29 protein-coding genes are annotated in these 26,204 nt (G+C 72.3%); 15 read left to right on the top strand and 14 right to left on the bottom strand.

Annotated elements, in window-relative coordinates; translation table 11 throughout:
• Positions 1 to 57: 57 nt before the first annotated feature.
• Positions 58 to 426, bottom strand: coding sequence for a VOC family protein (locus tag OIE75_RS05420; protein ID WP_329469753.1), 369 nt, complete (start codon positions 424 to 426; stop codon positions 58 to 60).
• 113 nt (positions 427 to 539) lie between these two features.
• Here OIE75_RS05420 and OIE75_RS05415 point away from each other — a divergent pair, with 113 nt between their 5' ends.
• The 8 genes from OIE75_RS05415 (at position 540) to OIE75_RS05380 (ending at position 7,407) form a co-directional block, all read left to right on the top strand.
• Positions 540 to 824 carry a type II toxin-antitoxin system Phd/YefM family antitoxin gene (locus OIE75_RS05415; protein ID WP_329469752.1) on the top strand — a complete coding sequence of 95 codons (285 nt, stop codon included), beginning with the start codon at positions 540 to 542 and terminating at the stop codon, positions 822 to 824.
• Positions 825 to 1,088: 264 nt separating this feature from the next.
• The gene (locus tag OIE75_RS05410; RefSeq protein ID WP_307010118.1) at positions 1,089 to 1,391 is read left to right on the top strand and encodes an urease subunit gamma; all 303 of its coding nucleotides are present in this window, start codon (positions 1,089 to 1,091) and stop codon (positions 1,389 to 1,391) included.
• A gap of 14 nt (positions 1,392 to 1,405) precedes the next feature.
• Positions 1,406 to 1,717 (top strand): urease subunit beta, encoded by a 312-nt coding sequence (locus OIE75_RS05405; protein ID WP_307010116.1) that lies wholly within the window; start codon positions 1,406 to 1,408, stop codon positions 1,715 to 1,717.
• Positions 1,710 to 3,431, top strand: a complete 1,722-nt coding sequence (locus OIE75_RS05400; protein ID WP_329469751.1) for an urease subunit alpha — start codon at positions 1,710 to 1,712, stop codon at positions 3,429 to 3,431. The genes OIE75_RS05405 and OIE75_RS05400 overlap by 8 nt, the downstream gene beginning before the upstream one ends.
• Before the next feature lie 8 nt (positions 3,432 to 3,439).
• Positions 3,440 to 4,114 carry an urease accessory protein UreF gene (locus OIE75_RS05395; protein ID WP_329469750.1) on the top strand — a complete coding sequence of 225 codons (675 nt, stop codon included), beginning with the start codon at positions 3,440 to 3,442 and terminating at the stop codon, positions 4,112 to 4,114.
• A gap of 121 nt (positions 4,115 to 4,235) precedes the next feature.
• Entirely contained in the window at positions 4,236 to 4,913 is a 678-nt protein-coding gene (gene ureG, locus OIE75_RS05390) for an urease accessory protein UreG (RefSeq protein WP_329469749.1), read from the top strand.
• The gene (locus tag OIE75_RS05385; protein WP_307017762.1) at positions 4,901 to 5,677 is read left to right on the top strand and encodes an urease accessory protein UreD; all 777 of its coding nucleotides are present in this window, start codon (positions 4,901 to 4,903) and stop codon (positions 5,675 to 5,677) included. The genes ureG and OIE75_RS05385 overlap by 13 nt, the downstream gene beginning before the upstream one ends.
• A gap of 116 nt (positions 5,678 to 5,793) precedes the next feature.
• Complete coding sequence (locus OIE75_RS05380) at positions 5,794 to 7,407, top strand: alpha/beta hydrolase (RefSeq protein ID WP_329469747.1); 1,614 nt, start codon at positions 5,794 to 5,796, stop codon at positions 7,405 to 7,407.
• A gap of 57 nt (positions 7,408 to 7,464) precedes the next feature.
• Here the strand turns inward: OIE75_RS05380 and OIE75_RS05375 are convergent, their stop codons facing one another.
• The 3 genes from OIE75_RS05375 to proP all read right to left on the bottom strand — a co-directional run bounded on the left by OIE75_RS05375 (position 7,465) and on the right by proP (position 10,963).
• The gene (locus OIE75_RS05375) at positions 7,465 to 8,499 is read right to left on the bottom strand and encodes an NAD-dependent epimerase/dehydratase family protein (protein ID WP_307010105.1); all 1,035 of its coding nucleotides are present in this window, start codon (positions 8,497 to 8,499) and stop codon (positions 7,465 to 7,467) included.
• Between the two features lie 88 nt (positions 8,500 to 8,587).
• Positions 8,588 to 9,310 carry a lysophospholipid acyltransferase family protein gene (locus OIE75_RS05370; protein ID WP_307010103.1) on the bottom strand — a complete coding sequence of 241 codons (723 nt, stop codon included), beginning with the start codon at positions 9,308 to 9,310 and terminating at the stop codon, positions 8,588 to 8,590.
• A 138-nt stretch (positions 9,311 to 9,448) separates the two neighbouring features.
• Positions 9,449 to 10,963, bottom strand: a complete 1,515-nt coding sequence (gene proP / locus OIE75_RS05365) for a glycine betaine/L-proline transporter ProP (protein ID WP_307010101.1) — start codon at positions 10,961 to 10,963, stop codon at positions 9,449 to 9,451.
• Positions 10,964 to 11,104: 141 nt separating this feature from the next.
• Between proP and OIE75_RS05360 the strand changes: the two genes are divergently transcribed.
• Positions 11,105 to 11,560 carry an RpiB/LacA/LacB family sugar-phosphate isomerase gene (locus tag OIE75_RS05360; protein ID WP_122620901.1) on the top strand — a complete coding sequence of 152 codons (456 nt, stop codon included), beginning with the start codon at positions 11,105 to 11,107 and terminating at the stop codon, positions 11,558 to 11,560.
• An 11-nt stretch (positions 11,561 to 11,571) separates the two neighbouring features.
• Here OIE75_RS05360 and rocD read toward each other — a convergent pair whose 3' ends face one another.
• From rocD to OIE75_RS05345, 3 genes are all read right to left on the bottom strand, one after another.
• The gene (gene rocD, locus OIE75_RS05355) at positions 11,572 to 12,792 is read right to left on the bottom strand and encodes an ornithine--oxo-acid transaminase (protein WP_329469746.1); all 1,221 of its coding nucleotides are present in this window, start codon (positions 12,790 to 12,792) and stop codon (positions 11,572 to 11,574) included.
• Positions 12,789 to 13,628 (bottom strand): dimethylargininase, encoded by an 840-nt coding sequence (gene ddaH, locus OIE75_RS05350; protein WP_307010098.1) that lies wholly within the window; start codon positions 13,626 to 13,628, stop codon positions 12,789 to 12,791. The genes rocD and ddaH overlap by 4 nt, the downstream gene beginning before the upstream one ends.
• Positions 13,629 to 13,751: 123 nt before the next feature.
• A complete protein-coding gene (locus OIE75_RS05345; RefSeq protein WP_122620898.1) occupies positions 13,752 to 14,255 on the bottom strand; it encodes an Lrp/AsnC family transcriptional regulator in 504 nt (167 codons plus the stop codon).
• A 77-nt stretch (positions 14,256 to 14,332) separates the two neighbouring features.
• On the opposite strand from OIE75_RS05345, the gene OIE75_RS05340 reads away from it, so the two are divergent.
• Genes OIE75_RS05340 through OIE75_RS05325 form a run of 4 tightly spaced genes read left to right on the top strand, consistent with a single transcriptional unit; the run spans position 14,333 to position 18,463 of the window.
• Positions 14,333 to 15,091: a LytR/AlgR family response regulator transcription factor gene (locus OIE75_RS05340; RefSeq protein WP_122620897.1), complete on the top strand. Its 759-nt coding sequence runs from the start codon at positions 14,333 to 14,335 to the stop codon at positions 15,089 to 15,091.
• Between the two features lie 2 nt (positions 15,092 to 15,093).
• Positions 15,094 to 15,453, top strand: coding sequence for a hypothetical protein (locus OIE75_RS05335; protein ID WP_161332471.1), 360 nt, complete (start codon positions 15,094 to 15,096; stop codon positions 15,451 to 15,453).
• Positions 15,450 to 17,249 (top strand): sodium/solute symporter, encoded by a 1,800-nt coding sequence (locus tag OIE75_RS05330; RefSeq protein WP_329469745.1) that lies wholly within the window; start codon positions 15,450 to 15,452, stop codon positions 17,247 to 17,249. Before OIE75_RS05335 ends, OIE75_RS05330 begins: the two co-directional genes overlap by 4 nt.
• A gap of 8 nt (positions 17,250 to 17,257) precedes the next feature.
• Positions 17,258 to 18,463, top strand: coding sequence for a sensor histidine kinase (locus OIE75_RS05325; protein WP_163016393.1), 1,206 nt, complete (start codon positions 17,258 to 17,260; stop codon positions 18,461 to 18,463).
• A gap of 21 nt (positions 18,464 to 18,484) precedes the next feature.
• On the opposite strand, the gene OIE75_RS05320 is transcribed toward OIE75_RS05325, so the two are convergent.
• The 5 genes from OIE75_RS05320 to OIE75_RS05300 all read right to left on the bottom strand — a co-directional run bounded on the left by OIE75_RS05320 (position 18,485) and on the right by OIE75_RS05300 (position 23,095).
• Positions 18,485 to 18,655, bottom strand: coding sequence for a hypothetical protein (locus OIE75_RS05320; RefSeq protein ID WP_307010093.1), 171 nt, complete (start codon positions 18,653 to 18,655; stop codon positions 18,485 to 18,487).
• 91 nt (positions 18,656 to 18,746) lie between these two features.
• The gene (locus OIE75_RS05315) at positions 18,747 to 19,697 is read right to left on the bottom strand and encodes a cytochrome c oxidase assembly protein (protein ID WP_307010091.1); all 951 of its coding nucleotides are present in this window, start codon (positions 19,695 to 19,697) and stop codon (positions 18,747 to 18,749) included.
• 215 nt (positions 19,698 to 19,912) lie between these two features.
• On the bottom strand, positions 19,913 to 20,938 hold the full coding sequence (locus tag OIE75_RS05310) for a 6-phosphofructokinase (protein ID WP_307010089.1): 1,026 nt from the start codon (positions 20,936 to 20,938) through the stop codon (positions 19,913 to 19,915).
• 166 nt (positions 20,939 to 21,104) lie between these two features.
• Positions 21,105 to 21,833, bottom strand: a complete 729-nt coding sequence (locus tag OIE75_RS05305; protein WP_122620892.1) for a type 1 glutamine amidotransferase — start codon at positions 21,831 to 21,833, stop codon at positions 21,105 to 21,107.
• Between the two features lie 23 nt (positions 21,834 to 21,856).
• Positions 21,857 to 23,095, bottom strand: coding sequence for a Mur ligase family protein (locus OIE75_RS05300; protein ID WP_122620891.1), 1,239 nt, complete (start codon positions 23,093 to 23,095; stop codon positions 21,857 to 21,859).
• A gap of 169 nt (positions 23,096 to 23,264) precedes the next feature.
• Here OIE75_RS05300 and def point away from each other — a divergent pair, with 169 nt between their 5' ends.
• Positions 23,265 to 23,804 (top strand): peptide deformylase, encoded by a 540-nt coding sequence (gene def / locus OIE75_RS05295; protein ID WP_329469744.1) that lies wholly within the window; start codon positions 23,265 to 23,267, stop codon positions 23,802 to 23,804.
• Positions 23,805 to 23,840: 36 nt separating this feature from the next.
• On the opposite strand, the gene OIE75_RS05290 is transcribed toward def, so the two are convergent.
• Entirely contained in the window at positions 23,841 to 24,497 is a 657-nt protein-coding gene (locus OIE75_RS05290; RefSeq protein ID WP_122620889.1) for a TetR family transcriptional regulator, read from the bottom strand.
• A gap of 169 nt (positions 24,498 to 24,666) precedes the next feature.
• On the opposite strand from OIE75_RS05290, the gene OIE75_RS05285 reads away from it, so the two are divergent.
• Complete coding sequence (locus OIE75_RS05285) at positions 24,667 to 25,893, top strand: acyl-CoA dehydrogenase family protein (RefSeq protein ID WP_307010085.1); 1,227 nt, start codon at positions 24,667 to 24,669, stop codon at positions 25,891 to 25,893.
• 64 nt (positions 25,894 to 25,957) lie between these two features.
• Here the strand turns inward: OIE75_RS05285 and OIE75_RS05280 are convergent, their stop codons facing one another.
• Positions 25,958 to 26,194, bottom strand: coding sequence for a DUF6213 family protein (locus OIE75_RS05280; RefSeq protein WP_064726681.1), 237 nt, complete (start codon positions 26,192 to 26,194; stop codon positions 25,958 to 25,960).
• Positions 26,195 to 26,204: the final 10 nt, after the last annotated feature.

Raw genomic sequence — 26,204 nt, 5'->3', positions numbered from 1 at the left:
CGTATAAAATGTACAGGACGTACATTGCGAGGGGGTGGGAATCGCGTAATCCCGCGATCATTTCCCGTGCGGTGGCTCGTGCAGGCCGAAGGAGGAGCCCTGGTCGTCCCGGCAGAGCTTGAACCGGCCGAACCGGGCCGCCGACTCCGCGTCCTCCTCGCCCTCCTCGCCCGGTTCCTCGACGGAGCCGCCCAGCTCACGCACCCGGGCCACGGCGGCGTCCAGGTCGTCGACCCGGAAGAACAGGTACGGGGAGGCGCCCGGGTCACCGCCGTGCATGCCGCCCGGCAGCCCGGCGGTGCCGATGGAGAACCCGCGCCCCGTGGGGCCCGCAGCGAGGGGCCAGCCGAACAGGGCGCCGTAGAAGACCCGCCCGCGCTCGGGGTCCGCCACGCCGAGCTCGAAGAACGACGGTTCGCCGGTCATGGGTACCTCCCGCGGGACGTGGCCATGGGCCGAGGGGTCGCCTCCGTCCCATCGTCCACCGAGCCCGGCGGCGGCGCAGCCGGTCGGCGTGGGGTGAACCGTAAGCTGGGGACATGGCCTACGAGATTCCGGTGACGCAAGCCAGGGCTGAGCTCGCCGACCTGATCAACCGGGTGGTGTACGGCGGCGAACGCGTCGTCGTGACGCGGCACGGCAAGCCTCTCGTCGCCCTCGTCTCCGCCGCCGACCTGGAGCGCCTGGAGCAGGAGGCCGGGGAGTCGTCGGAGGGGCAGGTGATCACCTCGGTCACCGGGGTCCGTGACACGGCCGCCCAGACACCCCGCGAACACCACCGCTTCGGCATCGCGGCGGAGCACAGGGGACCGAACCCTACCTAGGGTCCGCCGCCGTGCGCGCTGCCCGAGCCCCCGGCGGTGCGCGGGCAGACGGCGGCCCCCCGACGGCCCCGGTAATCAATCGGTCAAAACCGGGTCACACGGCGGAAACACTCTAGCCGTACTCTGCACCCCGATCCACCTGCGGTTTTCGAGTAACTCGCGGGTGCGCTGCGGCCCGTGCGTGTGTGTTACATCTAGTGCCGTCGCGGTGGCCGCGGCAGCCCGGACCGTCCGGTCCCGGCGTCATGTCCTGTGAGGTGGTACATGCAACTGACCCCGCACGAGCAGGAGAGACTGCTCATCCATGTGGCCGCGGACGTGGCGGAGAAGCGCCGCGCGCGAGGCGTGAAGCTCAACCACCCCGAGGTCGTCGCGCTGATCACCGCGCACATCCTCGAAGGCGCCCGGGACGGGCGGACCGTGGGTGAACTCATGTCCTCCGGACGCAAGGTGCTCCAGCGCGACGAGGTCATGGAGGGAGTCCCCGAGATGATCCACGACGTGCAGGTCGAGGCCACCTTCCCGGACGGCACCAAGCTGGTCACCGTCCACGCACCGATCGTCTGACGGGAACGGCGGCCATGATTCCCGGAGAGATCCTCCTCGCCGACCCGCCGGTCCCCTTCAACGAAGGGCTTCCGGTCACCCGTCTGACCGTCCTCAACACCGCCGACCGGCCCGTCCAGGTCGGCTCCCACTACCACTTCGCCGAGGCCAATCCCGGTCTCGACTTCGACCGCACCGCCGCGCACGGCACCCGGCTCAACATCGCCGCCGGCACCGCCGTGCGGTTCGAGCCCGGCATCCCCGTCGACGTCGAACTGGTCCCCCTCGCGGGCGCCCGCGTCGTCATGGGCCTGCGCGGCGCCACCGGAGGTGCCCTCGATGCCTGAGCTGTCCCGCGGCGCCTACGCCGACCTGTTCGGCCCGACCACCGGCGACCGGGTCCGCCTCGCCGACACCGACCTCTTCGTCGAGATCGAGGAGGACCGCGCGGGCGGCCCCGGCCGCTCCGGGGACGAGGCCGTCTTCGGCGGTGGCAAGGTGCTGCGCGAATCCATGGGCCAGTCGCGCGCCACCCGCGCCGAAGGAGCCCCCGACACCGTTGTCACCGGCGCCGTGATCATCGACCACTGGGGCATCGTCAAGGCCGACGTCGGCATCCGCGACGGACGGATCACCGGCATCGGCAAGTCCGGCAACCCGGACACGATGGACGGCGTCCACCCCGACCTCGTCATCGGGCCCGAGACGGAGGTCATCGCGGGCAACGGCAAGATCCTCACCGCGGGCGGCATCGACACCCACGTGCACTTCATCGCCCCGACCGCCGTCGACGAGGCGCTGGCGTCGGGCGTCACCACTCTCATCGGCGGCGGCACGGGCCCGGCCGAGGGCAGCAAGGCGACCACCGTCACCCCGGGTTCGTGGCACCTGGCGCGGATGTTCGCCGCCCTGGAGTCGAGCCCCGTCAACATCGGCTTCCTGGGCAAGGGCAGCACCATGTCCAAGGAGTCGATGCGCGACCAGCTCCGCGCCGGAGTGCTCGGCTTCAAGATCCACGAGGACTGGGGCGCCACCCCCGCCGTCATCTCCGCCTGCCTGGACGTCTGCGAGGAGTCCGGCGTCCAGCTCGCCGTCCACACCGACACCCTGAACGAGGCGGGCTTCGTCGGCGACACCTTCGACGCGGTCGCGGGCCGCACCCTGCACGCCTTCCACGTCGAGGGCGCGGGCGGCGGCCACGCGCCCGACATGATCACCGCGGTCTCACTGCCCAACATACTGCCGGCCTCCACCAACCCGACCCGGCCGCACACCGTCAACACCGTGGAGGAACACCTCGACATGCTGATGGTCTGCCACCACCTGAACCCGGCCGTCCCCGAGGACCTGGCCTTCGCCGAGTCCCGGATCCGGCCCAGTACCATCGCCGCCGAGGACGTCCTGCACGACATGGGGGCGATCTCCATCATGGCGTCGGACGCCCAGGCCATGGGACGCATCGGCGAGGTGATCATGCGGACCTGGCAGACCGCGCACGTGATGAAGCGGCGCCGCGGCTTCCTGCCCGGCGACACGCGGGCCGACAACCGGCGCGCCCGTCGATATGTCGCCAAGTACACGATCAATCCCGCCGTGGCGCAGGGCATCGAGCACGAGGTCGGCTCCGTCGAGAGCGGCAAGCTCGCGGACCTGGTGCTCTGGGAGCCACGGTTCTTCGGGGTGAAGCCGCTGCTCGTCCTCAAGGGCGGGCAGATCGCCTACGCGCAGATGGGCGACGCGAACGCCTCCATCCCGACCCCGCAGCCGGTCCTGCCGCGCCCGATGTTCGGTGCCCACGGGACGGCGCCGGCCGCCAACTCGGTCGCCTTCGTGACCGAGCGGGCCGTCGAGGACGGACTGGCGGAACGGCTCGGAACCGGGCGGGAACTGGTGCCGATCCGGTCGACGCGCGGGCGTACCAAGGCCGACATGCGGGAGAACGACGCGCTGCCCCGCGTGGAGGTCGCCGCGGACTCCTTCGCGGTGACCATCGACGGCGAACTCGTCGAGCCCGCACCCGTCGCCGAACTGCCGCTGGCCCAGCGGTACTTCCTCTTCTGAGCGCCGGGATGAGCCGCGCAGCACTGCTCGTCCTCGCGGACGGCCGCTTTCCCGCCGGAGGGCACGCCCACTCCGGCGGGGCGGAGGCCGCCGTCCGGGCGGGACGCGTGACCGACGCCGCGAGCCTGGAGGCGTTCTGCCGGGGGCGGCTGCATACGAGCGGCGCCGTCGCGGCGTCCCTCGCGGCGGCCGCGGCCCTGGGCGCGGACCCCGTCGGGCTCGACCGGGCCGCCGACGCCCGTACCCCGTCGCCCGCCCTGCGGGGGGTGGCGCGCAGACTCGGGCGGCAGCTGATGCGGGCCGCGCGGGCGACCTGGCCGCATCCCGAACTCGACGCGCTGGCGGGGAGGTTCCCCAAGGGCGCGCATCAGCCCGTCGTGCTGGGGGTCGTCGCCCGTGCGGCCGGGCTGGGGGCGCTGGACGCGGCGTACTGCTCCGCCTACGAGGGGGTGAGCGGGCCGGCCACCGCGGTCGTGCGGCTGCTCAGCCTCGATCCCTTCGACGCGACGGGGGTGCTGGCGCGCCTTGCGGACGACGTGGATCTGGTGGCGCGGGACGCGGTGGAGGCGGCGGGGCGCGTCATGACCGACGGGGTCGATGTGCTGCCCGCGCGGTCGGCGCCGTTGCTGGAGGTCGCGGCGGAGGCGCATGCGGCGTGGGCGGTCCGGTTGTTCGCCTCGTAGAGCGTTGTTCGCCCCCGCCAGGGGGGCTCCGCCCCCTGGACCCCCGTCGGCCTGGACGGCCTCGTCCTCAAACGCCGGACGGGCCGAATGACGCCGACCCCGACTTCGACAGGAGACCCGAATGCATCTTGACCACCACCACGAACTCCCCGCCGCCGTCTCCGCCGATGCCAGGCGGCCCGACGGTACGCGCCGGGCGGTGCGGATCGGGCTCGGTGGACCCGTCGGGTCCGGGAAGACCGCCACCGTCGCCGCGCTCTGCCGGGCCCTGCGCGAGGAGTTGTCGCTCGCCGTGGTGACCAACGACATCTACACCCGCGAGGACGCCGAGTTCCTGCTCCGGGAGGCGGTGCTGCCGCCCGAGCGGATCACCGCCGTGGAGACCGGGGCCTGCCCCCACACCGCCATCCGGGACGACATCTCCGCCAACCTGGAGGCCGTGGAGGACCTGGAGGACGAGGTCGGGCCGCTCGACCTGGTCCTCGTGGAGTCCGGCGGCGACAACCTCACCGCCACCTTCTCCAAGGGGCTCGTCGACGCCCAGATCTTCGTGATCGACGTGGCCGGCGGCGACGACATCCCGCGCAAGGGCGGCCCCGGCGTCGCCACCGCCGACCTGCTGATCGTCAACAAGACCGACCTCGCGCCCTACGTCGGCTCCGACCTCGCGCGGATGGCCGCGGACGCCAAGGCGCAGCGCGGTGAACTGCCCGTCGTCCTGCAGTCGCTGCGCGGCGAGGACGGCGTCGGGGAGGTCGCCGACTGGGTCAGGGGGCGGATCGCCGCGTGGACCGCGTGACCGGTCCGGGCGGCGTGCGGGCGAGGGCCCGGATCCTCGCCCGCGGCGACGGGCGCGGCGGCACCGTCCTGCCCGTGCTGGAGGGCGAGGGACCGCTCGCGGTGCGCCGGACCCGGGGGAGCGGTGCCGAGGCCCGGGTGATGCTGGTCGGGGCGATGAGCGGGCCGCTCGGTGGCGACCACTTCACGGTGACGGCCGAGGCGGCCCGGGGCGCCCGGCTGCGGGTCGGCTCGGCCGCCGCCACCCTCGCCCTGCCGGGGCAGGAGAAGGCGGGCTCCCGCTACGACGTCCGGCTCACCGTCGGCGACGACGCCGAACTGCACTGGCTGCCCGAGCAGCTGATCTCCGCGCACGGCAGCGACCTGTACGTCGGTACGCGCGTCGACCTCGCCGCCGGAGCCCGGCTGCTGCTGCGTGAGGAGCAGGTGCTCGGCCGGGCCGGGGAGGAACCGGGCCGCCTCACCAGCCGTCTGACGGTACGGATCGAGGGCCGCGGAGTCCTCGACCAGGAACTGGCCTGCGGGCCCGGTGCCCCGGGCGGCTGGGACGGGCCCGCGGGGCTCGCCGGACACCGTGCCCTCGGCCAGCTGGTCGTCGTACGCCCCGGGTTCGCGACGGAGCCGCCGGCCGCCCGGGTGTTCGAGGAGGGCGCGGCCGTCATGCCGCTGGCCGGGCCCGCCGCGCTGGTGACCGCGGTGGCGCCGGACGCGCTGCGGTTGCGGCGGCTGCTGGACGGGGCGTTGGCCTCGCTGGGGCGCGACTAGCGAACGCCCCTCTCCGTTTATCGGATTGGCAAAGAAGTAGTACTTAGTCTGTTCTCAGCCGACGCACAGCCGCGAGGATCCCCGTACTTGTCACGAACACGTACGGGGAGGGCCACTTGAGCAAGAGCAGAGTGCGGCGGAGGGCGACGGCGTTCGGCACGGCCGGAGCGCTGGTCACCGCCACGCTGATAGCCGGCGCCGTCACGGCACCCGCCGCGAGCGCCGCACCCCCGTCCGGGCAGCCCTCCGCGCAAGGCTGGGACCACGAGGCCCGAGGTGCCGTCATCGCCGCCGCCCGCGCCGCCCGCGCCGGGATCGACTGGCAGGACTGCCCCGCCGACTGGAACCTCCCCAAGCCGATCCAGTGCGGCTATGTCACCGTGCCGCTCGACTACGCCAAGCCGTTCGGCAAGCAGATCAAGATCGCCGTCGACCGCATCGGCAACACCGGCACCAAGAGCGAGCGCCAGGGCGCCCTCCTGTACAACCCCGGCGGCCCGGGCGGCTCCGGACTGCGCTTCCCGGCCCGCGTCACCGGCAAGAGCGCGGTGTGGGCCAAGACGGCCGAGGCCTACGACTTCGTGGGCTTCGACCCGCGTGGCGTCGGCAAGTCCGCGCCGATCTCCTGCGTCGACCCGCAGGAGTTCGTCAAGGCGCCCAAGATGGACCCCGTGCCCGGCTCCGAGGCCGACAAGCTCGCCCAGCGCAAGCTCGCGCGGGAGTACGCCGACGGCTGCTTCGAGCGCAGCGGCGAGATGCTCCCGCACATGACCACGCCGAACACCGCCCGCGACCTCGACGTCGTCCGGGCCGCCCTCGGCGAGAAGAAGCTCAACTTCCTCGGCGTCTCCTACGGCACCTACCTCGGCGCCGTCTACGGCACCCTCTTCCCCGGCCACGTGCGCCGCATGGTCGTCGACAGCGTCGTCAACCCGTCCCGCGAGAAGATCTGGTACCAGGCCAACCTGGACCAGGACGTCGCCTTCGAGCAGCGCTGGAAGGACTGGCAGGACTGGGTCGCGAAGAACGACGCCACCTTCCACCTGGGTGACACCCGTGCCGAGGTCCAGGAGCAGTGGCTGAAGCTGCGCGCCACCGCCGCGAAGGAACCCCTCGGCGGCGTCGTCGGCCCGGCCGAGCTGATCTCCTTCTTCCAGAGCGCCCCGTACTACGACTCCGCGTGGGTGCCCACCGCGGACATCTTCGGCAAGTACGTCGCCGGTGACACCCAGGCCCTCGTCGACGCCGCCGCGCCGGACCTCTCCGACACCGCGGGCAACGCCTCGTCGGAGAACGGCAACGCCGTCTACACGGCGGTCGAGTGCGCCGACGCCCAGTGGCCCACCGACTGGCGCACCTGGGACGCCGACAACACCAAGCTGCACCGCGACCACCCGTTCATGACCTGGGCCAACGCCTGGATGAACCTGCCCTGTGCCACCTGGCCGGTCAAGCAGCGCACCCCGGTGGACGTGAAGACCGGCAAGGGCCTCCCGCCGGTGCTGATCGTCCAGTCCGAACGGGACGCGGCCACCCCGTACGGCGGCGCCGTCGAACTGCACAAGCGGTTCGAGGGATCCCGCCTCGTCACCGAGCGGGACGCCGGCTCGCACGGCGTCACCGGGCTGGTCAACCCGTGCGTCAACGACCGGGTCGACACCTATCTGCTCACCGGGAAGGTGGACGCCAAGGACGTGACCTGCGACCCGCACGCCACGCCCAGGCCCTGACACTCGCGGGCAACCCATGGGGGCGGCCGGTCCGGCCGGCCGCCCCTTCGGCCGTTCTCAGCCCTGGCGCGCCGCGAACCAGGCGTCCTCGGCCGCGTAGTCGAAGAGGTCGCCGTACGCCTGGAACATCTTGGGATACGCCTCCCGCCAGTCGCGTCCGGTCAGCCGCTCCTCGATGAAGGCGACCGTCTCCGCCAGGTTGTCGGCGTACCGGCCCACCGGGCGGTAGCCCAACTGGCGTTCCGCCTCGCTCATGTCGCACACGACGGGCGCGGACACCGACCACGGCGTGTCGCCCACGGTGCCCGCGGGCGGCTCCCCGTCCACCAGGACGTCCTCGGTCTCCACGCCCATCACCCCGTCGACGGCCGCCGCGATCTCCGCCACCGTCGGCGCGTCCGGGTCGACCGCGTTCAGGACGCGGCTGCCCGGCCGGGACGCGGCCAGCCGGATCAGCTCGGCGATGGTGTGCACACTCGCCGGGTGGAAGCGGCTCTCGCCCCCGTACGCGAGTACCCGCCGGCGCCTGCCGTCGAGGTTGCGCTTGACGAAGTACAGCTCGCGCGGGGTCCGGCAGTACGGACCGTGCACCGCCCCCGCGCGCAGCAGGGTCGCCGGCAACCGGTCGCCCGCCGCGAGCAGTTCACGTTCCAGCGCCACCTTCCGGGTGCTGTACGAGGCGTCGCCGGGCTCGACCGTGCGCTGCGCCTCCGTGAGCGGCACCGGGTAGTGCGGGAAGCCGTCGGGCTCGGACTGGGTGTCGAAGTTCCGGCCCTCGTCGTCCTCGTAGACCGAGACGCTGGAGACGACCACGGCCGAGCCGACCCGCCCGGCGAGCGCGGTCAACTGCCGTGCGTGCCCCGCGTCGAAGGCCACCGTGTCCACCAGGACGTCACAGCCCTCGCCGACCGCCGCCGACAGCGCCGCGTCGTCCTCCCGGTCGGCCCGTACCACCCGTACGCCCCGCGGCCACCGCGCGTCCCGGTCGCCGCCCCGCGAGACGGCCGCCACCTCCCAGCCGTCGCGGGCCAGTGCCCCCACGGCCACGCGTCCGATCTGTCCCGTCGCCCCGACCACCACTGCACGTGTCATACGCCGACCGTAGGCGTGTCTCCCGGCACCGGCCACGGCCTTCTGCCGACGGCAGACGACGTGCCCCAGGCCCTGTCGTCAACACGACCTAGCGGTGCGGCAGGCGGGGGAAGCGGCGTCCCTGCGCCGCCTTCTCCGCCTCCTCGGCCTTCACGTCCGCGGCGTACCGGTCGACGTACTCCTGACCGGACAGCGACAGGATGGCGTACATGATCTCGTCGGTGGCGGCGCGCAGCACGGCCTTCTCGCCCTCCATGCCCGCGTAGCGGGAGAAGTCCAGGGGCTCGCCGAAGCGGATCACCACCGGGTGCACCTTGGGGATCTTCCGGCCCGGCGGCTGCGCCTCGAACGTGCCGATCATCGCGCAGGGCACGACCGGCACCCCCGCCCTCAGCGCCATCACCGCGACGCCGACCTTGCCCTTGTACAGCCGTCCGTCGTGCGAGCGGGTGCCCTCCGGGTAGATGCCCAGCAGCTCGTCCTTGCCCAGCACGCCCAGGCCCTCGCGGATCGCGGCCTGCCCCGCCTCCTTGCCGGAGCGGTCGACGGGGATCTGCCCGGCGCTGCGGAAGAAGTACGCCGTCAGCCTGCCCTTCAGGCCCGGCCCGGTGAAGTACTCGGCCTTGGCGAGGAAGGTGATGCGGCGTCTGAGCACCGCGGGCATCAGGAAGTGGTCCGAGAAGGAGAGGTGATTGCCCGCCACGATGGCCGCCCCCGACGCCGGTACGTGGTCCAGGCCCTCGATCCGGGGCCGGAACACCAGCCTCAGCAGCGGGCCCAACAGCACGTATTTGAGGACGTAGTAGAACAAGGCGTCGCTCCTCAGCCCGGTGGGACGGCACGATCGCCGTGTTCTCACTGGTCGACCGGCGTCTGCCGGGCTGCCAGTGTAGGTGCGGGCCGGGCCCGCCCGGAACCGGACGTGCCCGGCCCGCCGGCCGTACTCCCGTCAGAACTTCGGCGTCGGCGCCTGCGCCTCCACCATCTCCGCGGCCTCCTCGTCGCTCTGCACCGACGGCGGGGAGCCTTCGAGTGGCTGCTGGGCCGTCTCCTTCATGCAGGCCACCGCCACGACACCGATCAGGGCCGCGGCCATCGCGTAGTAGGCGGGCATCATGTCGGAGCCGGTCACGCTGATCAGCGCCGTGATGACCAGCGGCGTGGTGCCGCCGAACAGGGACGCCGAGAGGTTGTAGCCGACCGACAGGGACCCGTACCGGACGTTGGTGGGGAACATCGCGGGGAGCGCCGCCGACATCGTGCCGAGCAGGCACACCAGGGACAGTCCGAGCATCAGCATGCCCGCGGAGACGGCGAGCAGACTGCCCTCCTGGACCAGCACGAAGGCCGGTGCGGACAGCACGAAGAAGCTGATCATGCCGGTCATCAGCAGGGGCTTGCGGCCGAAGCGGTCGGACAGCCTGCCGACGTGGTTGATGATCAGCATCAGCAGCACCATCGTGGCCACCAGGATCATCAGGCCGTGGCTCTCGCTGTAGTCCAGTTCGTCCGACAGGTACGTCGGCATGTACGACAGGAGCATGTAGTCGGTGATGTTGTACGCGCCGACCAGCGCGATGCACAGCACGAGCGAGCGCCAGTGGGTCCGGAAGATCTTGGCGAGGTCGCCGCGGGCGGTGGTCTCCACCGCCGTCGCCGCCTCCGAGATGTGGACGTTGGAGTCCTCCAGCTTCAGGAACGCGGGCGTGTCGTCCAGCCTCAGCCGCAGATAGATACCGACGATGCCGAGCGGCGCCGCGACCAGGAACGGGATGCGCCAGCCCCAGGCGTCCATGGTGTCGGTGCCGAGCCAGGCCGTGAGGCCGGTGACCAGACTCGCCGCGCCGGTGTACCCGGCGAGCGTGCCCAGCTCCAGGAAGCTGCCGAAGAAACCGCGCCGCTTGTCGGGCGCGTACTCGGCGATGAACGTGGAGGCACCGCCGTACTCGCCGCCGGTCGAGAAGCCCTGGAGCAGCCGGAACACGATCAGCAGGACCGGGGCCCAGAAGCCGATCGCGGCGTAGCTGGGGATGAGCCCGATGGCGGCGGTACCGATCGCCATCAGGATCATCGTCAGCGCGAGCACCTTCTTGCGGCCGATCTTGTCACCCATCGGGCCGAAGAACATGCCGCCCAGCGGACGCACCAGGAACGCCACGGCGAACGTGGCGAACGAGGAGAGCAGCTGCGCCGTGTCGCTCCCGGACGGGAAGAACACCCGGCCGATGGTGCCGGCCAGGTAGGCGTAGATGCCGAAGTCGAACCACTCCATGGCATTGCCGAGGGACGCCGCCTTCACGGCACGCTTGACCGCGGCCTCGTCCGTGACGGTGATGTCCGACCGGCGCAGCCGGGGGTTCTGCCGGCGCTTGATGGCCCGGAACAGGGTCCGGTGGCGGCGCACCGCCGCGGCGTCGGGTTCCTGGCCGTTGTCGGTGGGGGACGTGGCGGCCTCCCTTTCCACGCGCAGTCGCTCCTGGCGGAGCGCTGCTCGGTCGTACGATTCTCAGGTCGTACCGTTCCCCCGATCATGCTGGGTATGGTCGTGACTTCGGTCATGTGGTTGGGCCGATGAGGTGAGCGGGCGCGTGGGTACCCTGCGTACATGCGCATCGCCGTCTCCTCCGACATGGACGAACCCGTGGCCCGGCTCCTCGTGGAGGAGCTGCGCGGACGCGGTCACGAGGTGCTCGCGCACGGCGCGCTGAGTGCCGGGGCGGACGACCGGTGGGCCGTGTGCTCGGAGCGGGCGGCCCGCGAGGTCGCCGACGGGCGGGCCGACCAGGCCGTGGTGTGCTGCTGGACCGGCACCGGCGCGTCGATCGCCGCCAACAAGGTGCCGGGCGTCCGCGCGGCCCTGTGCGCCGACGCGTACACGGCGGACGGGGCCCGCCGGTGGAACGACGCGAACGTGCTCGCCCTCAGCCTGCGCCTGACGTCGGCGCCGCTGCTGCGGGAGATCCTCGACGCCTGGTTCGCGGGCGGGCCGAGCGAGGACGCCGAGGACCGCGAGAACGTCACGCGGGTGGAGCGGCTCGACCGGGGCCGAACCGCTCCGTAGGACGCCTCGGGTCAGGACGTCAGGACCTTCTCCAGCGTCCCGAGCGCCCCCTCCAGCTCCGCGGCGGTGACCGTCAGCGGCGGCGCCAGCCGGATCGTCGAGCCGTGCGTGTCCTTGACGAGGACGCCCTCGCGCATCAGCCGCTCGCTGATCTCACGGCCGGTGCCCAGCGCCGGGTCCACGTCGACCCCCGCCCACAGCCCCCGCGCCCGGAAGCCGACGACGCCCCTGCCGACCAGCGCGGCCAGACCCTCGCGCAGCACCGCGCCCAGCTCCGCCGCGCGGCGCTGGAACTCGCCCGTCTCCAGCAGCTCCACCACCGCCGTGCCGACCGCGGCCGCCAGCGGGTTGCCGCCGAAGGTCGAACCGTGCTCGCCCGGGTGCAGCACGCCCAGCACGTCCCGGCGGCCGACCACCGCCGACACCGGGACGATGCCGCCGCCCAGCGCCTTGCCGAGCAGCACCACGTCCGGCACGACCGACTCGTGCGCGACGGCGAGCGTGTGCCCGGTGCGGCCGAGACCCGACTGGATCTCGTCCGCGACGAACAGACAGCCCGCCCGGCGGGTCAGCTCCCGCACCCCGGCCAGATAGCCGTCGTCCGGGATCAGCACCCCGGCCTCACCCTGGATCGGCTCGATCAGCACGGCCGCCGTGGTCTCGTCGACGGCCGCCTCCATGGCCGCCAGGTCGTTGTACGGCACCACCCGGAAGCCCGGCGTGAACGGGCCGAAACCCGCGCGCGCCGTCTCGTCCGTGGAGAAGCTGACGATCGTCGTCGTACGGCCGTGGAAGTTGTCCGCCGCGACCACGATCGTCGCCCGGTCCGCCGGGACGCCCTTCACGTCGTAGGCCCACTTGCGGGCCACCTTGATGCCGCTCTCCACCGCCTCCGCGCCGGTGTTCATCGGCAGCACCATGTCCGTGCCGGTCAGCGCGGCCAGCCGCTCGGCGAAGCCCGCGAGCCGGTCGTTGTGGAACGCGCGTGAGGTGAGGGTGAGCCGGTCCAGCTGGCGGTGGGCGGCCTCGATCAGCGCCGGGTGGCGGTGCCCGAAGTTGAGCGCCGAGTAGCCGGCCAGCATGTCCAGGTAGCGGCGGCCCTCCACGTCCTCGACCCAGGCGCCCTCCGCGCGGGCCACGACCACGGGCAGCGGGTGGTAGTTGTGCGCGAGGACGGGTTCCTCCGCGCGGATCAGCTCCGCGGAGCCGCGAGTGGGGGCGGGTGCGGTCATGAGCGGGTCTCCCGGATCTCCTGGGTGCAGCACTTGATGCCGCCACCGGCCTTGTGGAACTCGGACAGGTCGACGGGGACGGGCACGTAGCCGCGGCCGGCGAGCCGGTCGGCCAGGGCACGGGCCTCCGGCGCGATGAACACGTGCCGCCCGTCGGAGACGGAGTTCAGCCCGAACGCCATGGCGTCCTCGCGGGTGGCGAGCACCGCGTCCGGGTAGAGCCGCTCCAGCACCTCGCGGCTGCCCGGCGAGAACGCCTCGGGGTAGTAGGCGATGTTCGCCTCGGTGCCGTCCGCCCCGTCGTCGAGCACGAACAGCGCCGTGTCCAGGTGGTAGAAGTACGGGTCCACCAGCGTCAGCGAGACCACCGGCACGCCGAAGAACTCCTGCACCTCGCGATGTGCCTCACGGGTGGTGCGAAACCCGGTGCCGGCCAGGATCCAGCGGCCGGCCGGGACCAGGTCGCCCTCGCCCTCGCAGACCGACTCGGGAAGCTGGACCTCGAAGCCCCGCGTCTTGAACCACGCCATGAAGGGCAGGGACTCGGGGCGTCGCTCGGGCGCGTGGAAGAGCGAGCCGAAGACCCGCCCCTCGACCACGACCGCGCAGTTCGCGGCGAACACCATGTCGGGCAGGCCCGGGACCGGGTCGACGCCGTCGACGGTGTGGCCGTGGGCACGGTAGACGTCGACCAGCGCCTGCCACTGGTCGAGGGCGCGAATGACATCGACCGGTCGGTCGGTGCTCATCCACGGATTGATCGCGTACTGCACGGCGAAGTGTCTGGGTTCGCAGACCAGGAAGCGCCGTCGGCGCGGCACACGGGACTCGGGCACAGAGGGGTACCTCCGCTCCTCACGGTGTGTAACTGGGTTGACACCACGGTAGAAACCGGCGACCACGCAAGACAAGCGACGAAGGCTGCGTGTTGCCGCACGATCGCTGCGTCTTCCACCAGGTCAGCGCACGTCTGCTGCGCCCTCCGGAGCCAGCAGACCCGCGCCCGCCTCCGGACTGTCCGGGATCAGGTGGGACAGCACCATCACACTGATCGTCTTCCGGATGAACGGCTCCGCACGGATGCGCTCCAGCACCTCCTCGAAGTGCTCCACGTCCCGCGCCCGCACGTGCAGCAGGGCGTCCGCGCCGCCGGTCACCGTCATCGCCGCCCTGATCTCCGGATAGCCCCGCACGACCTCCGCCAGCCGCCGCGGCGGCGCCGCCCCCTCGCAGTACACCTCCACGTACGCCTCGGTGCGCCAGCCCAGCGCGGCGGGCCGCACCGTCGCCGTGAACCCGGTGATCACCCCGGTCTCGCGCAGCCGGTCCACCCGGCGCTTGACCGCCGTCGAGGAGAGCCCGATCTCCGCGCCGATCTCGGCGAAGGACGTCCTGGCGTTCGTCATCAGGGCGGTGACGATCTTCCGGTCGAGTTCGTCGAACGGAGTGGGCCTGCTGTTCATGCGGGCACTGTATCCAGCGGATACGTCCACGCCCGGCCCGTGTGCAGGCGTACGGATTACTCCTACACTCCAGCCTCATGCTGCGCGCCCTCGCTGTCGACGACGAACGCCCCACGCTCGAAGAACTCGTGTACCTGCTCAACGCCGATCCCCGCATCGGCGCGGCGGAGGGCGCGAGCGACGCGACCGAGGCGCTGCGCCGCATCAACCGGGCCCTGGAGTCGGGCCCCGACGGGCCGGACGCCATCGACGTCGTCTTCCTCGACATACAGATGCCCGGCCTCGACGGACTGGACCTCGCCCGGCTGCTGACCGGATTCGCGCGGCCGCCGCTGATCGTGTTCGTCACCGCGCACGAGGACTTCGCCGTGCAGGCCTTCGACCTGGAGGCGGTCGACTACGTCCTCAAACCCGTGCGCCGGGAACGGCTCGCCGAGGCGGTGCGCCGCGCCGTCGAGCAGCGCGGCGCGACGCTCCCCTCACCGCGGATACCCGTCCACGAACCCGACCCCGACCACATCACCGTGGAACTCGGCGGCGTCGCCCGCTTCGTCCCCGTCGACGACATCACCCACGCCGAGGCCCAGGGCGACTACGCCCGCCTGCACACCGACAAGGGCAGCCACCTCGTCCGCATCCCGCTGTCCACGCTGGAGGAACGCTGGCGGGCCCGCGGCTTCGTCCGCATCCACCGCCGCCACCTCGTCGCCCTGCGCCACATCGGGGAACTCCGCCTGGACGCCGGCACCGTCAGCGTCCTGGTGGGCACCGAGGAACTCCAGGTCAGCCGCCGCCACGCCCGCGAGCTGCGGGACCTGCTCATGCGGAGGCCGTGACCGTGCCCCAGGACCCCGGCGAGCGCCGCGTCACCGTCACCGGCCCGCCCAGGCGCACCCGGCGGGCCTCCGGCTACTACCGCCCGCGCACCGAGATCGACGAGCAGACCACTCTCGGCCACACCTACGTCCGCTCCCTCATGCGCAGCCAGCTGCGGGCCGGCCTCACCGCCCTCGCGGTCCTCGGCCTCCTCGTCGGACCGCTGCCCCTGCTCTTCGCGGCACTGCCCGACGCCCGCCGCCTGGAATGGGCCGTCCTCGGCTTCGGCCTGTACGCCCCGCTGGTCCTCCTCGCCCGCTGGTACGTGCGCCGCGCCGAGCGCAACGAACGGGACTTCGTACGCCTCGTCGAGGACCGATGAACTCCACCTACGCCATACCCGCGGTCGCCCTGGTCGTCGTGGCCACCGTCCTGGTCGGCGCCTTCGGCCTGCGCATCTCCCGCACCACCTCCGACTTCTACGTCGCCTCCCGCACCGTCGGACCGCGCCTGAACGCCGCCGCCATCAGCGGCGAGTACCTCTCCGCCGCCTCCTTCCTCGGCATCGCCGGCCTGGTCCTCGTCCAGGGCCCCGACATGCTCTGGTACCCGGTCGGCTACACGGCCGGCTACCTGGTCCTGCTGCTCTTCGTCGCGGCCCCGCTGCGCCGCTCCGGCGCCTACACCCTGCCCGACTTCGCCGAGGCGCGGCTCGCCTCCCAGGGGGTGCGACGGCTCGCGGGCGCCTTCGTCGTCGGCGTCGGCTGGCTGTACCTGCTGCCCCAGCTCCAGGGCGCCGGGCTGACCCTCACCGTGCTCAGCGGCGCGCCCGACTGGCTCGGCGGGGTGATCGTCGCCGTCGTCGTCACCGGTGTGGTCGCCGCCGGCGGCATGCGCAGCATCACCTTCGTCCAGGCCTTCCAGTACTGGCTGAAACTCACCGCCCTGCTCGTCCCCGCCCTCTTCCTGGTGCTCGCCTGGCAGGGCGACGGCGCGCCCGTCCGCGCCTTCGAGGAACCGGCCACCTTCCGCGAGCAGCGCTCTCTGCGGGTCGACGACAGCCTCACCCTCAAGCTCGACCGCCCGCTGGCCGTCACCGTCGACGGCACCGTGGACGGCCGCGCCCACGACGGCACCCGGCTGAGCCTGCCCACCGGCACCCACCGCATCGAGGCCGGCACCCGCCTCACCTTCGCCAAGGACACCCCGGTCCCGGCCGCCGGACGCGGCGCCGACGACGCCCTGTCGCCCTCCCGCGCCGAGAGCCGCACGGAACGCCCGCTGTACGCCACGTACGGCCTCATCCTCGCCACCTTCCTGGGCACCATGGGCCTGCCGCACGTCGTGGTGCGCTTCTACACCAGCCCGCACGGCGTCGCCGCCCGCCGTACCACCGTCGCCGTGCTCGGCCTGATCGGCGCCTTCTACCTGCTGCCGCCCGTCTACGGCGCCCTCGGCCGCCTCTACGCCCCCGAGCTGACCCTCACCGGCGACGCCGACGCCGCTGTCCTGCTGCTGCCCGACCGGATCATCGGGGGAGTGGGCGGCGACCTGCTCGGCGCGCTGGTCGCGGGCGGCGCCTTCGCCGCGTTCCTGTCCACCGCCTCGGGGCTGACCATGGCCGTCGCGGGTGTCCTCACCCAGGACGTGCTGCCGTCCCGGGCCGTGCCGCACTTCCGCCTCGGCACCCTCCTCGCCATGGCCGTGCCGCTGGCGGCGAGCGCGCTGGTCGGCGGACTGCCCGTCGCCGACGCCGTGGGCCTCGCCTTCGCCGTGTCGGCCTCGTCCTTCTGTCCGCTGCTCGTCCTCGGCATCTGGTGGCGCCGGCTGACCCCGCCCGGCGCCGCGGCCGGGATGCTGGTGGGCGGCGGCTCCGCCCTGCTCGCCGTCGCCGCCACCATGGGCGGCTTCCCGGGCGGCGGCGGGGCGCTGCACGCCCTGCTGGCCTGGCCGGCGCTCTGGTCGGTACCGCTGGGCTTCCTCACCATGGTGCTGGTCTCCCTGGCCACGCCGGGCCGGGTACCGGCCGGGACGGCGGCGATCCTGGCCCGCTTCCACCTGCCGGAGGAGCTGGGCGCGGAGGAGCTGCGCGGGGAGGGCCGCCCGGCGGACCCGCCGACCGCCGGCGGCCTGCCCTCGGGCGGTCATCAGGCGCCGCGCGAGGAGGCGACGCCATGAGCGGCTCCCTGGGCGGGTTCCTGGCGGGCCTCGCCGTGGCCCTGCTGCCCCTGCTGGCGGCGGGCTTCTGGCTGGGGCGGCGCACCGCCCGCCCGCAGAGCCTCGGCGGTCTGGGCACCCCGGTCGAGCACGCCACCTTCCAGACCCTGCACACCGCGTCCCTGGCCACGCCCCCGCTGCGGGCGGGCCTGACCGAGGAGACCGCCGGCAAGTCCGCCCGCAAGCTGCGCTCCCTGCTCGGCACGGACGCGCTGTGCCTGACCGACCTCAAGGAGGTCCTGGTCTGGGACGGTGTGGGCGGCCATCACCGCACGGAGATCATGGAACGCCTCGCCGGGCCGCTGGAGACCGGCCGCGGTGAGGCGTTCCCGCTGACCTGCGACATCCCCGACTGTTCGGTGCGCTGGGCGGTGGTCGCCCCGCTCACCGTCGACGACCGGGTGCACGGCGCCCTGGTCGCCTGCGCGCCCCGCGAGTCCGCCGTCCTGGTCCGGGCCGCCGGGGAGGTCGCCCGCTGGGTCTCCGTCCAGCTGGAGCTGGCCGACCTCGACCAGTCCCGCACCCGGCTCATCGAGGCCGAGATCAAGGCGCTGCGGGCGCAGATCTCCCCGCACTTCATCTTCAACTCGCTCGCGGTGATCGCGTCCTTCGTCCGCACCGATCCGGAGCGCGCCCGGGAGCTGCTGCTGGAGTTCGCCGACTTCACCCGCTACTCGTTCCGGCGGCACGGCGACTTCACCACCCTCGCCGACGAGCTGCACGCCATCGACCACTACCTGGCGCTGGTGCGGGCACGCTTCGGCGACCGGCTCGCCGTCACCCTCCAGGTCGCCCCCGAGGTGCTGCCGGTCGCCCTGCCCTTCCTGTGCCTCCAGCCGCTCGTCGAGAACGCCGTCAAGCACGGTCTGGAGGGCAAGGCGGACCGCTGCCGCATCCAGATCACCGCGCAGGACGCGGGCGCCGAGGCCCTGGTCGTCATCGAGGACGACGGTGCCGGCATGGACCCGGGCCTGCTGCGCCGCATCCTCGCGCGCGAGGTCAGCCCGTCGGGAGGCATCGGTCTTTCCAACGTCGACGACCGTCTCCGCCAGGTCTACGGAGACGACCACGGCCTCGTCATCGAGACGGCCGTCGGCGCGGGCATGAAGATCACCGTCCGGCTGCCGAAGTACCAGCCGGGCGTGCACTCGGCGGGCCGGCTGGGCCGCGAGTGAGGGGGCGGGAGCTCCGCGGGCTCAGGCGCTGCGGGTGGCCACCATCCCCAGGGTGAGCAGTCCCAGCACGACCCAGCCGAACCACAGCCAGCCGTTGCTTCCGAGCGCCACCGTGTAGGCCGTCACCGCGACGAGGCCGCCGATGGTGAGCGCCCCCATCGTCTTCGTCGAACTGTCCGTGGAACCGGGCATCGCAACACCCTCCTCGTGGTCCGTTGCCTTCCATGGTGCCCCGGTTCTGCCTCCATGGAGCACGGACCACGGGATATCGGCCCGATCCCCTTCAGCCGCCGCGTGTGTTCAGCGAGGCCAGATAGGCGTTGTAGGCCGCCAGCTCCTTGTCGCCGTCCCGGTCGGCGGCCCGGTCGGTACGGCGGGCCTGGCGCTGCTCGGAGGCGTACCACTGGAAGACCAGGGCCAGCAGGACCAGCACGGACGGGACCTCGCTGAAGGCCCAGGCGATGCCGCCCGCCGCGTTCTGGTCGGAGAGCGCGTCGATGCCGAGTGACGCGGGCGGGTTCTCGAACGTCTTCACCATCGGCGACGATCCCATCATCAGCGCGATGCCGAAGAACGCGTGGAACGGCATCCCCGCGAACAGCTCCAGCATCCGCATGAGGTAGCCGGGCCGGTGCGGGCCCGGGTCCACGCCCATGATCGGCCAGAAGAACACCAGCCCGACGGCGAGGAAGTGCACCATCATCGCGATGTGCCCGGCCCGGGAGCCCATCAGGAAGTCGAAGAGGGGGGTGAAGTACAGGGCGTACAGGCTGGCGATGAACAGCGGGATGGTGAACGCGGCGTGCGTGATGATCCGCATGTAGCGGCTGTGCAGCAGCATCAGCAGCAGCTCGCGGGGACCCTTGCTGCCGCGGGCCGCCGGCGGCAGCGCCCGCAGGGCCAGCGTGATCGGGGCGCCGAGCAGGATCAGGATCGGCGAGACCATACTGATGATCATGTGCTGCACCATGTGCACGCTGAACATGACCATGCCGTAGTCGTTGAGCCTGGTGCACATCATGAGCACGATGCTCAGCACACCGATGACGAAGGCCACGGTCCGGCCGACCGGCCACTTGTCACCGCGCCGCACCAGCCGCGCCACACCCCAGCCGTACAGCGCCAGTCCCAGCAGGCAGGCGATCAGGAAGAACGGGTCCGCCGACCAGGCGAGCCCTCGCCCCAGCGTGAACGGCGGCAGATCCATCGTCATGCCGTGCCCGCTGTGATCCATCCGCCGGCTCCTGATTCGTGGGGGTTGAACGCCGTCTGTCCGAAGCAAGACTAGAACCGCCCCCGGCGACTTCCGTCACCGGGGGCGGCACAGCAACCCGTCAGGGGCGCGGGGCTGTATCGACATGCGGCTCCGCCGCGTGAGCGCGAGCAACCACACACGACGCGCAGCCCGCGACGAGCCGGCGGACCCGAGCTCTCAGCGGCGCCCGGCAGTCAGAGCACGCACTCCGCCTCCGCGTACCGCGCATCCGGCACCGTCTTCAACGACTCGACCGCGTCAACGAGAGGCACCATCGCGATGTCCGTCCCGCGCAGGGCCGTCATCATCCCGAACTCCCCACGGTGCACGGCCTCCACCGCGTGCCACCCGAACCGCGTCGCCAGCACCCGGTCGTACGCCGTCGGCGTACCCCCGCGCTGCACGTGTCCGAGGATCACCGGCCGGGCCTCCTTGCCGAGCCGCTCCTCCAGCTCGATCGAGAGCTGGCGGGCGATCCCGGCGAAGCGCTCGTGCCCGTAGACGTCCTTGCCGCCCTCGTCGAAGTCCATGGTGCCGGCCTTCGGCTTGGCGCCCTCCGCGGCCACCACGATCGCGAAACGCTTGCCCGCCGAGAACCGCTCGCCGACCTTCGCGGTCAACTCGTCGATGTCGAAGGGCCGCTCCGGGACGACCACGGCGTGGGCGCCGGCCGCCATGCCCGAGTGCAGCGCGATCCAGCCGGTGTGACGGCCCATGACCTCCACGATCAGCACGCGCTGATGGGACTCGGCGGTGGTCTTCAGCCGGTCCAGGGCCTCGGTCGCCACGGTCACGGCGGTGTCGAAGCCGAACGTCACATCGGTGACCGCTATGTCGTTGTCGATGGTCTTGGGCACGCCGACGATGGGCAGGCCGTTGTCCGACAGCAGGCGGGCCGCCTTCAGGGTGCCCTCGCCGCCGATCGGGATGATCGCGTCCAGGCCGAGTTCCTCGACGTGGCCGCGGGCGCGCTCCACGCCGTCCCGCAGGTGCTCGGGGCGGACCCGGGAGGAGCCGAGGATGGTGCCGCCGCGGGCCAGGATGCCGCCCACCGCGTCGAGGTCGAGCTTCAGGTAGTCGCACTCCAGGAGGCCCTTCCAGCCGTCCCGGAAGCCGATGACCTCGTCGCCGTGGTCGACGACGGCGCGGTGCACGACGGACCGGATGACGGCGTTCAGGCCGGGGCAGTCGCCGCCGGACGTGAGGACACCAATGCGCATAGCCCGAAATACCTTCTCAAACGTGGCACGGGTCCGGACCGCGCTGTCCGGCTCGATCCCCGCCACCCTAGCGGCATCGGGGGCCGGGACCGAACCACGCGTCCGCCTACTGGACCTCTCCGCTCACCTGTGCGGACGACCCATCAGACGGGCCCGCCGAGGAGGATCAGGCAGGCTGCTGCGCCGCGGCGATGCGCTCGTTGCGGAGCGCCTCGTACCAGCGGTCGTCCGTCGGCGGCAGCGCGTTCACGTCGAGGGCCAGCTTGAGCAGCAGGTCCGCGATCTGCGGGTTGCGCGCCAGCACCGGGCCGTGCATGTACGTACCGAAGACCGTGTCGTTGTACGCGCCCTCGGTGCCGTCGCCCGTGCCGTTGCCGTTGCCGAAGCGGACCTGGGAGAGCGGGCGCGCGGTGGGGCCGAGGTGGGTGACGCCCTGGTGGTTCTCGAAGCCGGTCAGGGGCGGCAGCCCGAGGCGCGGGTCGATGTCGGCGAGGACGTCGCCGACGCAGCGGGCGCCCTCGCCCCGCGTCGAGACCACGTCGAGCAGTCCGAGGCCCGGCTCCCGCTGGCCCAGGTCGTTGATGAACTCGTGGCCCAGGATCTGGTAGCCGGCGCAGACGGAGAACACGATCGCGCCGTTCTCCACGGCCCGGTGCAGGCCGCCGTCGCGGCGCAGCCGCTCGGCGGCGAGCCGCTGTGGACGGTCCTCGCCGCCGCCGATCAGGTAGATGTCGCCGGAGGTCGGGATCTGCTGGTCGCTGCGCACGTCGAGCCGGGCCACGTCGAGGCCGCGCTGGCGGGCCCGGCGCTCCACCACGAGGGCGTTGCCCTGGTCGCCGTACGTGCTGAGCAGGTCCGGGTAGATCCAGACGATCCGCAGTTGGTTGTCGCTCACGAAAGTCCCCTGAAGTCTCGCGGTCAGTTGCCGACGCGGCGGCGCAGGTCCTGGAAGGCGGTGTAGTTGGCGATGACCTCGATCCGGCCGGGCGGGCACATCTGCACCGCCTGGTCGAGGTCCTCGCACACCTGGAACTGCTGGTTGGCGACCTCAAGGCGCACCGCGAGGTCCAGCTTGCGGTCGCCGATCACGCAGATCGGGTGGCCGGTCAGCCGGGTGTAGTCCACGTCCCACAGCCAGGAGGTGTCGGTGCCGTCGGCCCCGCGCGCGTTCACCGAGAGGATCACCGGCGTGGGCGGCGGGTCGATCAGGGAGAAGGTCTCCAGCCAGCCCGCCGGGTTCTTGGCGAGCAGCAGACGCAGGTCGCGGCCCTGGAACTGCACCACGTCGTAGCGTCCGGCGACCGCCTGCACCTGGTACATGCGCTCCAGGGCGACCTGCGGCGGCACGCCGAAGACGGCGGCGACGGCGGCCGACGAGGCGGCGTTGGCCTTGTTGGCGCGGCCCGGCAGCTGGAGGTGGATCGGCCAGGCGGAGCCGTGCGGGTCGAGGACGTGGTCGCCGGAGAGCGCCCAGCTCGGCGTGGGGCGGCGGAAGCCGCACTCGCCGCAGAACCAGTCGTCGCCGGGACGCTGCATCACGCCGCCGCACGCCGGGCAGGACCAGGCGTCGTCCTTCCACATCTGGCCGGCGGCGACCCAGATCACGTTGGGGGAGGAGGACGCCGCCCACACCACCAGCGGGTCGTCGGCGTTGGCGACGACCACGGCCTTCGAGCCGGTCAGGCCCTCACGCCAGTTCTCGGCGAGCATGCGGGTCTCCGCGGCGCGGTCGAGCTGGTCGCGGGAGAGGTTGAGGAGGGCGATGCACTTCGGCTCGGTGGCCTGGGCGACGCCGACGAGGTACTTCTCGTCGACCTCGATGACGCCGTAGCGGGCGTCCGAGCCGGCCGCGAGGGCCGAGGTGATGCCGGCCGGCATGTTGGCGCCGAGCGCGTTGGAGACGACCGGTCCCGCCGCGCGCAGTGCCTCGGCGATCAGCCGGGTGGTGGTGGTCTTGCCGTTGGTCGCCGAGACCAGGGTCACGTCCAGGTGCTGGGCGAGCCGGGCGAGGAGGTCCGGATCGAGTCTCAGCGCGACCTTGCCGCCGATCACCGAACCACTGCCGCGCCCCGCGGCGCGCGAAGCCGCCGCGACCGCCTTGCCCGCGGTCACGGCGATCTTGGCCCGGGGCGAGAGCGGGTCCGAGTTGCCTGCCATCAGTTCTCGATCCTCCTTGCGTACGCGCCGCGCCTGAAGCCTGACGGCCACGTGGTGTGGACCTCAGCCTATCGAGATCCGTTCGCACTCCCGAATCGCGGCACCGGCCACGGGGCTCCGGCGGTGGGCGCGACCCGCCGGGGGACACAGGGACCTTACTCTTGCCGCCATGCGACACGGCTCCATCCCGGGCGCCCACGGGCGCGTCCGTCCCCTCGGCCTCCTCGGCGATCCCGTCCTGCACGCCCCGTGCGAGGAGGTGACGGACTTCGGTCCGGAACTCGCGGGGCTCGTGGAGGACTTGTTCGCGACCATGTACGCCGCCCACGGCGTGGGCCTGGCCGCGAACCAGATCGGCACGGGGCTGCGCGTCTTCGTCTACGACTGTCCGGACGACGAGGACGAGCGCCACCTCGGCCACCTGGTGAACCCGCGGCTCGTCGAGACCGGCGGGGTGGTGGCGCGCGGCCCGGAGGGCTGTCTGTCGCTGCCGGGGCTGGAGGCCGGGACCGAGCGGCACGACGAGGCCGTCGTGACGGGGCTCACGGTGACCGGGGACCCCGTCACCGTGCGTGGCACCGGTTTCTTCGCGCGGTGCCTCCAGCACGAGTGCGATCACCTGGAGGGGCGGGTGTACTCCGAGCGCCTGTCGGGGTGGCGGCGCCGGAGGCTGGCGCGGCAGGTGGCGCGTGCCACCTGGCACCGCTGAGCGCGCGGGGCCGGGGGAGCGCGGGTCGGGGGGCCGTCAGAAGCCCGGCCCGCCGGCCTTGTCCCCGGCGGCCGCCAGCCGGCCCCACAGCAGGTCGGCCAGGGTGCTCACCAACTCCGCCCGGGAGCAGGGGCGTTCGCCCAGCCACCAGTCGCCCGCGGCGTGCATCATGCCGACGATGCCGTGCCCCCACACCCGGGCCAACTGCTGGGTACCGGGGCCGACGTCGAGGCGTTCCTCGATGACCTGGGCCAGTTCCTCGCCCATCCTGCGCAGCAGCGGGGCCGAGTGCTTGCCGACGTCGAATCCCTGGTCGGCCTGGTCGGCCGGGGTGGCGATGCCCTCCGCCGGATGCATCAGGAAGCGGTACACCTGCGGGCGGGCCTCGATGGCCGCCAGATAGGTGTCCAGGGTGGCCTCGACGCGTTGCCGCCGCTCCGCCGGGGCGTCCAGGGCGGCCCGCAGCGAGGCGAGGAGGGCGTCGGTGTGCCGGACGGCGAGGGCGGCGTACAGTCCGCCCTTGTCCCCGAAGTGGCGGTAGAGGATCGGCTTGGTGATGCCGGCCTCGGCGGCGATGGCGTTCATCGAGGCCTGTGGACCGTCGCGCAGCACCACCCGGTCGGCGGCCTCGAGCAGCTCGCGCCGTCTGCGGTCGGCGGACCGCTGCTGGTCGGTCCGCTGTGTGGTGTCCATGTGCTCTCCCCACCCGTGCTGTTTCGGTGACGCCGTCGCAAACTAACACCCACGGGGCGCCCGGCATCGAACGGGAGGGCGACGGGGCCTCGGGAGTTGACTTTTCCTACCGACCGGTAACAGACTCGGGTTACCGCAAGTAACACGCACGTGGGTCACTGGAGGGGACATGGCCGAGTTCACCATGGAGCTGAGCGACGAACAGAAGGAGGTCCGGGACTGGCTGCACGGCTTCGCGGCCGACGTCATCCGCCCCGCGGCCGCCGAATGGGACGAGCGTGAGGAGACTCCCTGGCCGGTCATCCAGGAGGCCGCCAAGGTCGGCATCTACTCCCTCGACTTCTACGCACAGCAGTACTTCGACTCCACCGGCCTCGGCATCCCCATGGCCATGGAGGAGCTGTTCTGGGGCGACGCCGGCATCGCCCTGTCCATCGTCGGGACCGGTCTCGCCGCCGTCGGTGTCCTCGCCAACGGCACCGAGGAGCAGATCGGCACCTGGATCCCCCAGATGTACGGCGACGTGAACGACGTGAAGGTCGCCGCCTTCTGCTCCTCCGAGCCGGACGCCGGCTCCGACGTGGCCTCCATGCGCACGCGCGCCGTGTACGACGAGGCCAAGGACGAGTGGGTGCTCAACGGCACCAAGACCTGGGCGACCAACGGCGGCATCGCCAACGTCCACGTCGTCGTCGCGGTCGTGGACCCGGAGCTGGGCTCCAAGGGGCACGCCTCCTTCATCGTCCCGCCGGCCACCCCCGGCCTGTCCCAGGGCCAGAAGTTCAAGAAGCACGGCATCCGCGCCTCGCACACCGCCGAGGTGGTCCTGGACAACGTGCGCGTCCCCGGCTCCTGCCTGCTCGGCGGCAAGGAGAAGCTGGACGCCCGGCTGGCCCGCGCGCGGGAGAAGGCCAAGCAGGGCGGTGAGCGCGTCAAGAACGCCGCGATGGCCACGTTCGAGGCCTCGCGACCGGCCGTCGGCGCCATGGCGGTGGGTACCGCCCGCGCCGCGTACGAGGAGGCGCTGGAGTACGCACGCACCCGTGAGCAGTTCGGGCGGCCGATCATCGACAACCAGGGCGTCGCCTTCCAGCTCGCCGACATGCGGACGTCCATCGACGCGGCCCGGCTGCTGGTGTGGCGGGCCTCATGGATGGCGATCAACGGCAAGCCGTTCACGGCGGCCGAGGGGTCGATGTCCAAGCTGTTCGCGAGCGAGACGGCGAAGAAGGTGACCGCGCAGGCGGTCCAGATCCTGGGCGGCAACGGGTACACGCGGGAGTACCCCGTGGAGCGGATGCACCGGGACGCCGCGATCTACACCATCTTCGAGGGGACGAGCGAGATCCAGCGGCTCGTCATCGCGCGGACGCTGGCGGGGGTGCCGATCCGGTAGCGCCCGGGGGGCGGGCCGGAGCCCGGTGATCTCTCGCCGGGCCGGTCCGTTCCGGGGAGCGGCGTCAGGAGGACGGGCCGCTGCTGTGGGCGATGCACGCCACGTCGATCCGGTCGGCCAGCTTGGCCAGCTCGATGGTGAGCGCCGCGACCGTGTCCTCGTCCAGACTCACCTCGCCCGCCTCCACCAGCCGCAGCCACCGCCCGCCCACCGTGCGCAGCAGCTTGCTCACGTCGGACGCGGCGACCTGCAGGGTGCCGCGGTCGTCGACGATCAGAGGCAGGGTCACTTCGCGGTTCACAAAGGGGATC

The sequence above is a fragment of the Streptomyces sp. NBC_01723 genome (genome assembly GCF_036246005.1).
Classification (GTDB): domain Bacteria; phylum Actinomycetota; class Actinomycetes; order Streptomycetales; family Streptomycetaceae; genus Streptomyces.
The sequence above is the reverse complement of the archived record's forward strand: the minus strand, read 5'-3'. Positions and strand labels throughout refer to the sequence as shown.

Coding starts and splice junctions, on each gene's coding strand:
- OIE75_RS05420 (WP_329469753.1), bottom strand. CDS start 426: ATGACCGGCGAACCGTCGTTCTTCGAGCTCGGCGTGGCGGACCCCGAG.
- OIE75_RS05415 (WP_329469752.1), top strand. CDS start 540: ATGGCCTACGAGATTCCGGTGACGCAAGCCAGGGCTGAGCTCGCCGAC.
- OIE75_RS05410 (WP_307010118.1), top strand. CDS start 1,089: ATGCAACTGACCCCGCACGAGCAGGAGAGACTGCTCATCCATGTGGCC.
- OIE75_RS05405 (WP_307010116.1), top strand. CDS start 1,406: ATGATTCCCGGAGAGATCCTCCTCGCCGACCCGCCGGTCCCCTTCAAC.
- OIE75_RS05400 (WP_329469751.1), top strand. CDS start 1,710: ATGCCTGAGCTGTCCCGCGGCGCCTACGCCGACCTGTTCGGCCCGACC.
- OIE75_RS05395 (WP_329469750.1), top strand. CDS start 3,440: ATGAGCCGCGCAGCACTGCTCGTCCTCGCGGACGGCCGCTTTCCCGCC.
- ureG (WP_329469749.1), top strand. CDS start 4,236: ATGCATCTTGACCACCACCACGAACTCCCCGCCGCCGTCTCCGCCGAT.
- OIE75_RS05375 (WP_307010105.1), bottom strand. CDS start 8,499: ATGACACGTGCAGTGGTGGTCGGGGCGACGGGACAGATCGGACGCGTG.
- OIE75_RS05360 (WP_122620901.1), top strand. CDS start 11,105: ATGCGCATCGCCGTCTCCTCCGACATGGACGAACCCGTGGCCCGGCTC.
- rocD (WP_329469746.1), bottom strand. CDS start 12,792: ATGACCGCACCCGCCCCCACTCGCGGCTCCGCGGAGCTGATCCGCGCG.
- OIE75_RS05345 (WP_122620898.1), bottom strand. CDS start 14,255: ATGAACAGCAGGCCCACTCCGTTCGACGAACTCGACCGGAAGATCGTC.
- OIE75_RS05340 (WP_122620897.1), top strand. CDS start 14,333: ATGCTGCGCGCCCTCGCTGTCGACGACGAACGCCCCACGCTCGAAGAA.
- OIE75_RS05330 (WP_329469745.1), top strand. CDS start 15,450: ATGAACTCCACCTACGCCATACCCGCGGTCGCCCTGGTCGTCGTGGCC.
- OIE75_RS05320 (WP_307010093.1), bottom strand. CDS start 18,655: ATGCCCGGTTCCACGGACAGTTCGACGAAGACGATGGGGGCGCTCACC.
- OIE75_RS05315 (WP_307010091.1), bottom strand. CDS start 19,697: ATGGATCACAGCGGGCACGGCATGACGATGGATCTGCCGCCGTTCACG.
- OIE75_RS05310 (WP_307010089.1), bottom strand. CDS start 20,938: ATGCGCATTGGTGTCCTCACGTCCGGCGGCGACTGCCCCGGCCTGAAC.
- OIE75_RS05300 (WP_122620891.1), bottom strand. CDS start 23,095: ATGGCAGGCAACTCGGACCCGCTCTCGCCCCGGGCCAAGATCGCCGTG.
- def (WP_329469744.1), top strand. CDS start 23,265: ATGCGACACGGCTCCATCCCGGGCGCCCACGGGCGCGTCCGTCCCCTC.
- OIE75_RS05290 (WP_122620889.1), bottom strand. CDS start 24,497: ATGGACACCACACAGCGGACCGACCAGCAGCGGTCCGCCGACCGCAGA.
- OIE75_RS05285 (WP_307010085.1), top strand. CDS start 24,667: ATGGCCGAGTTCACCATGGAGCTGAGCGACGAACAGAAGGAGGTCCGG.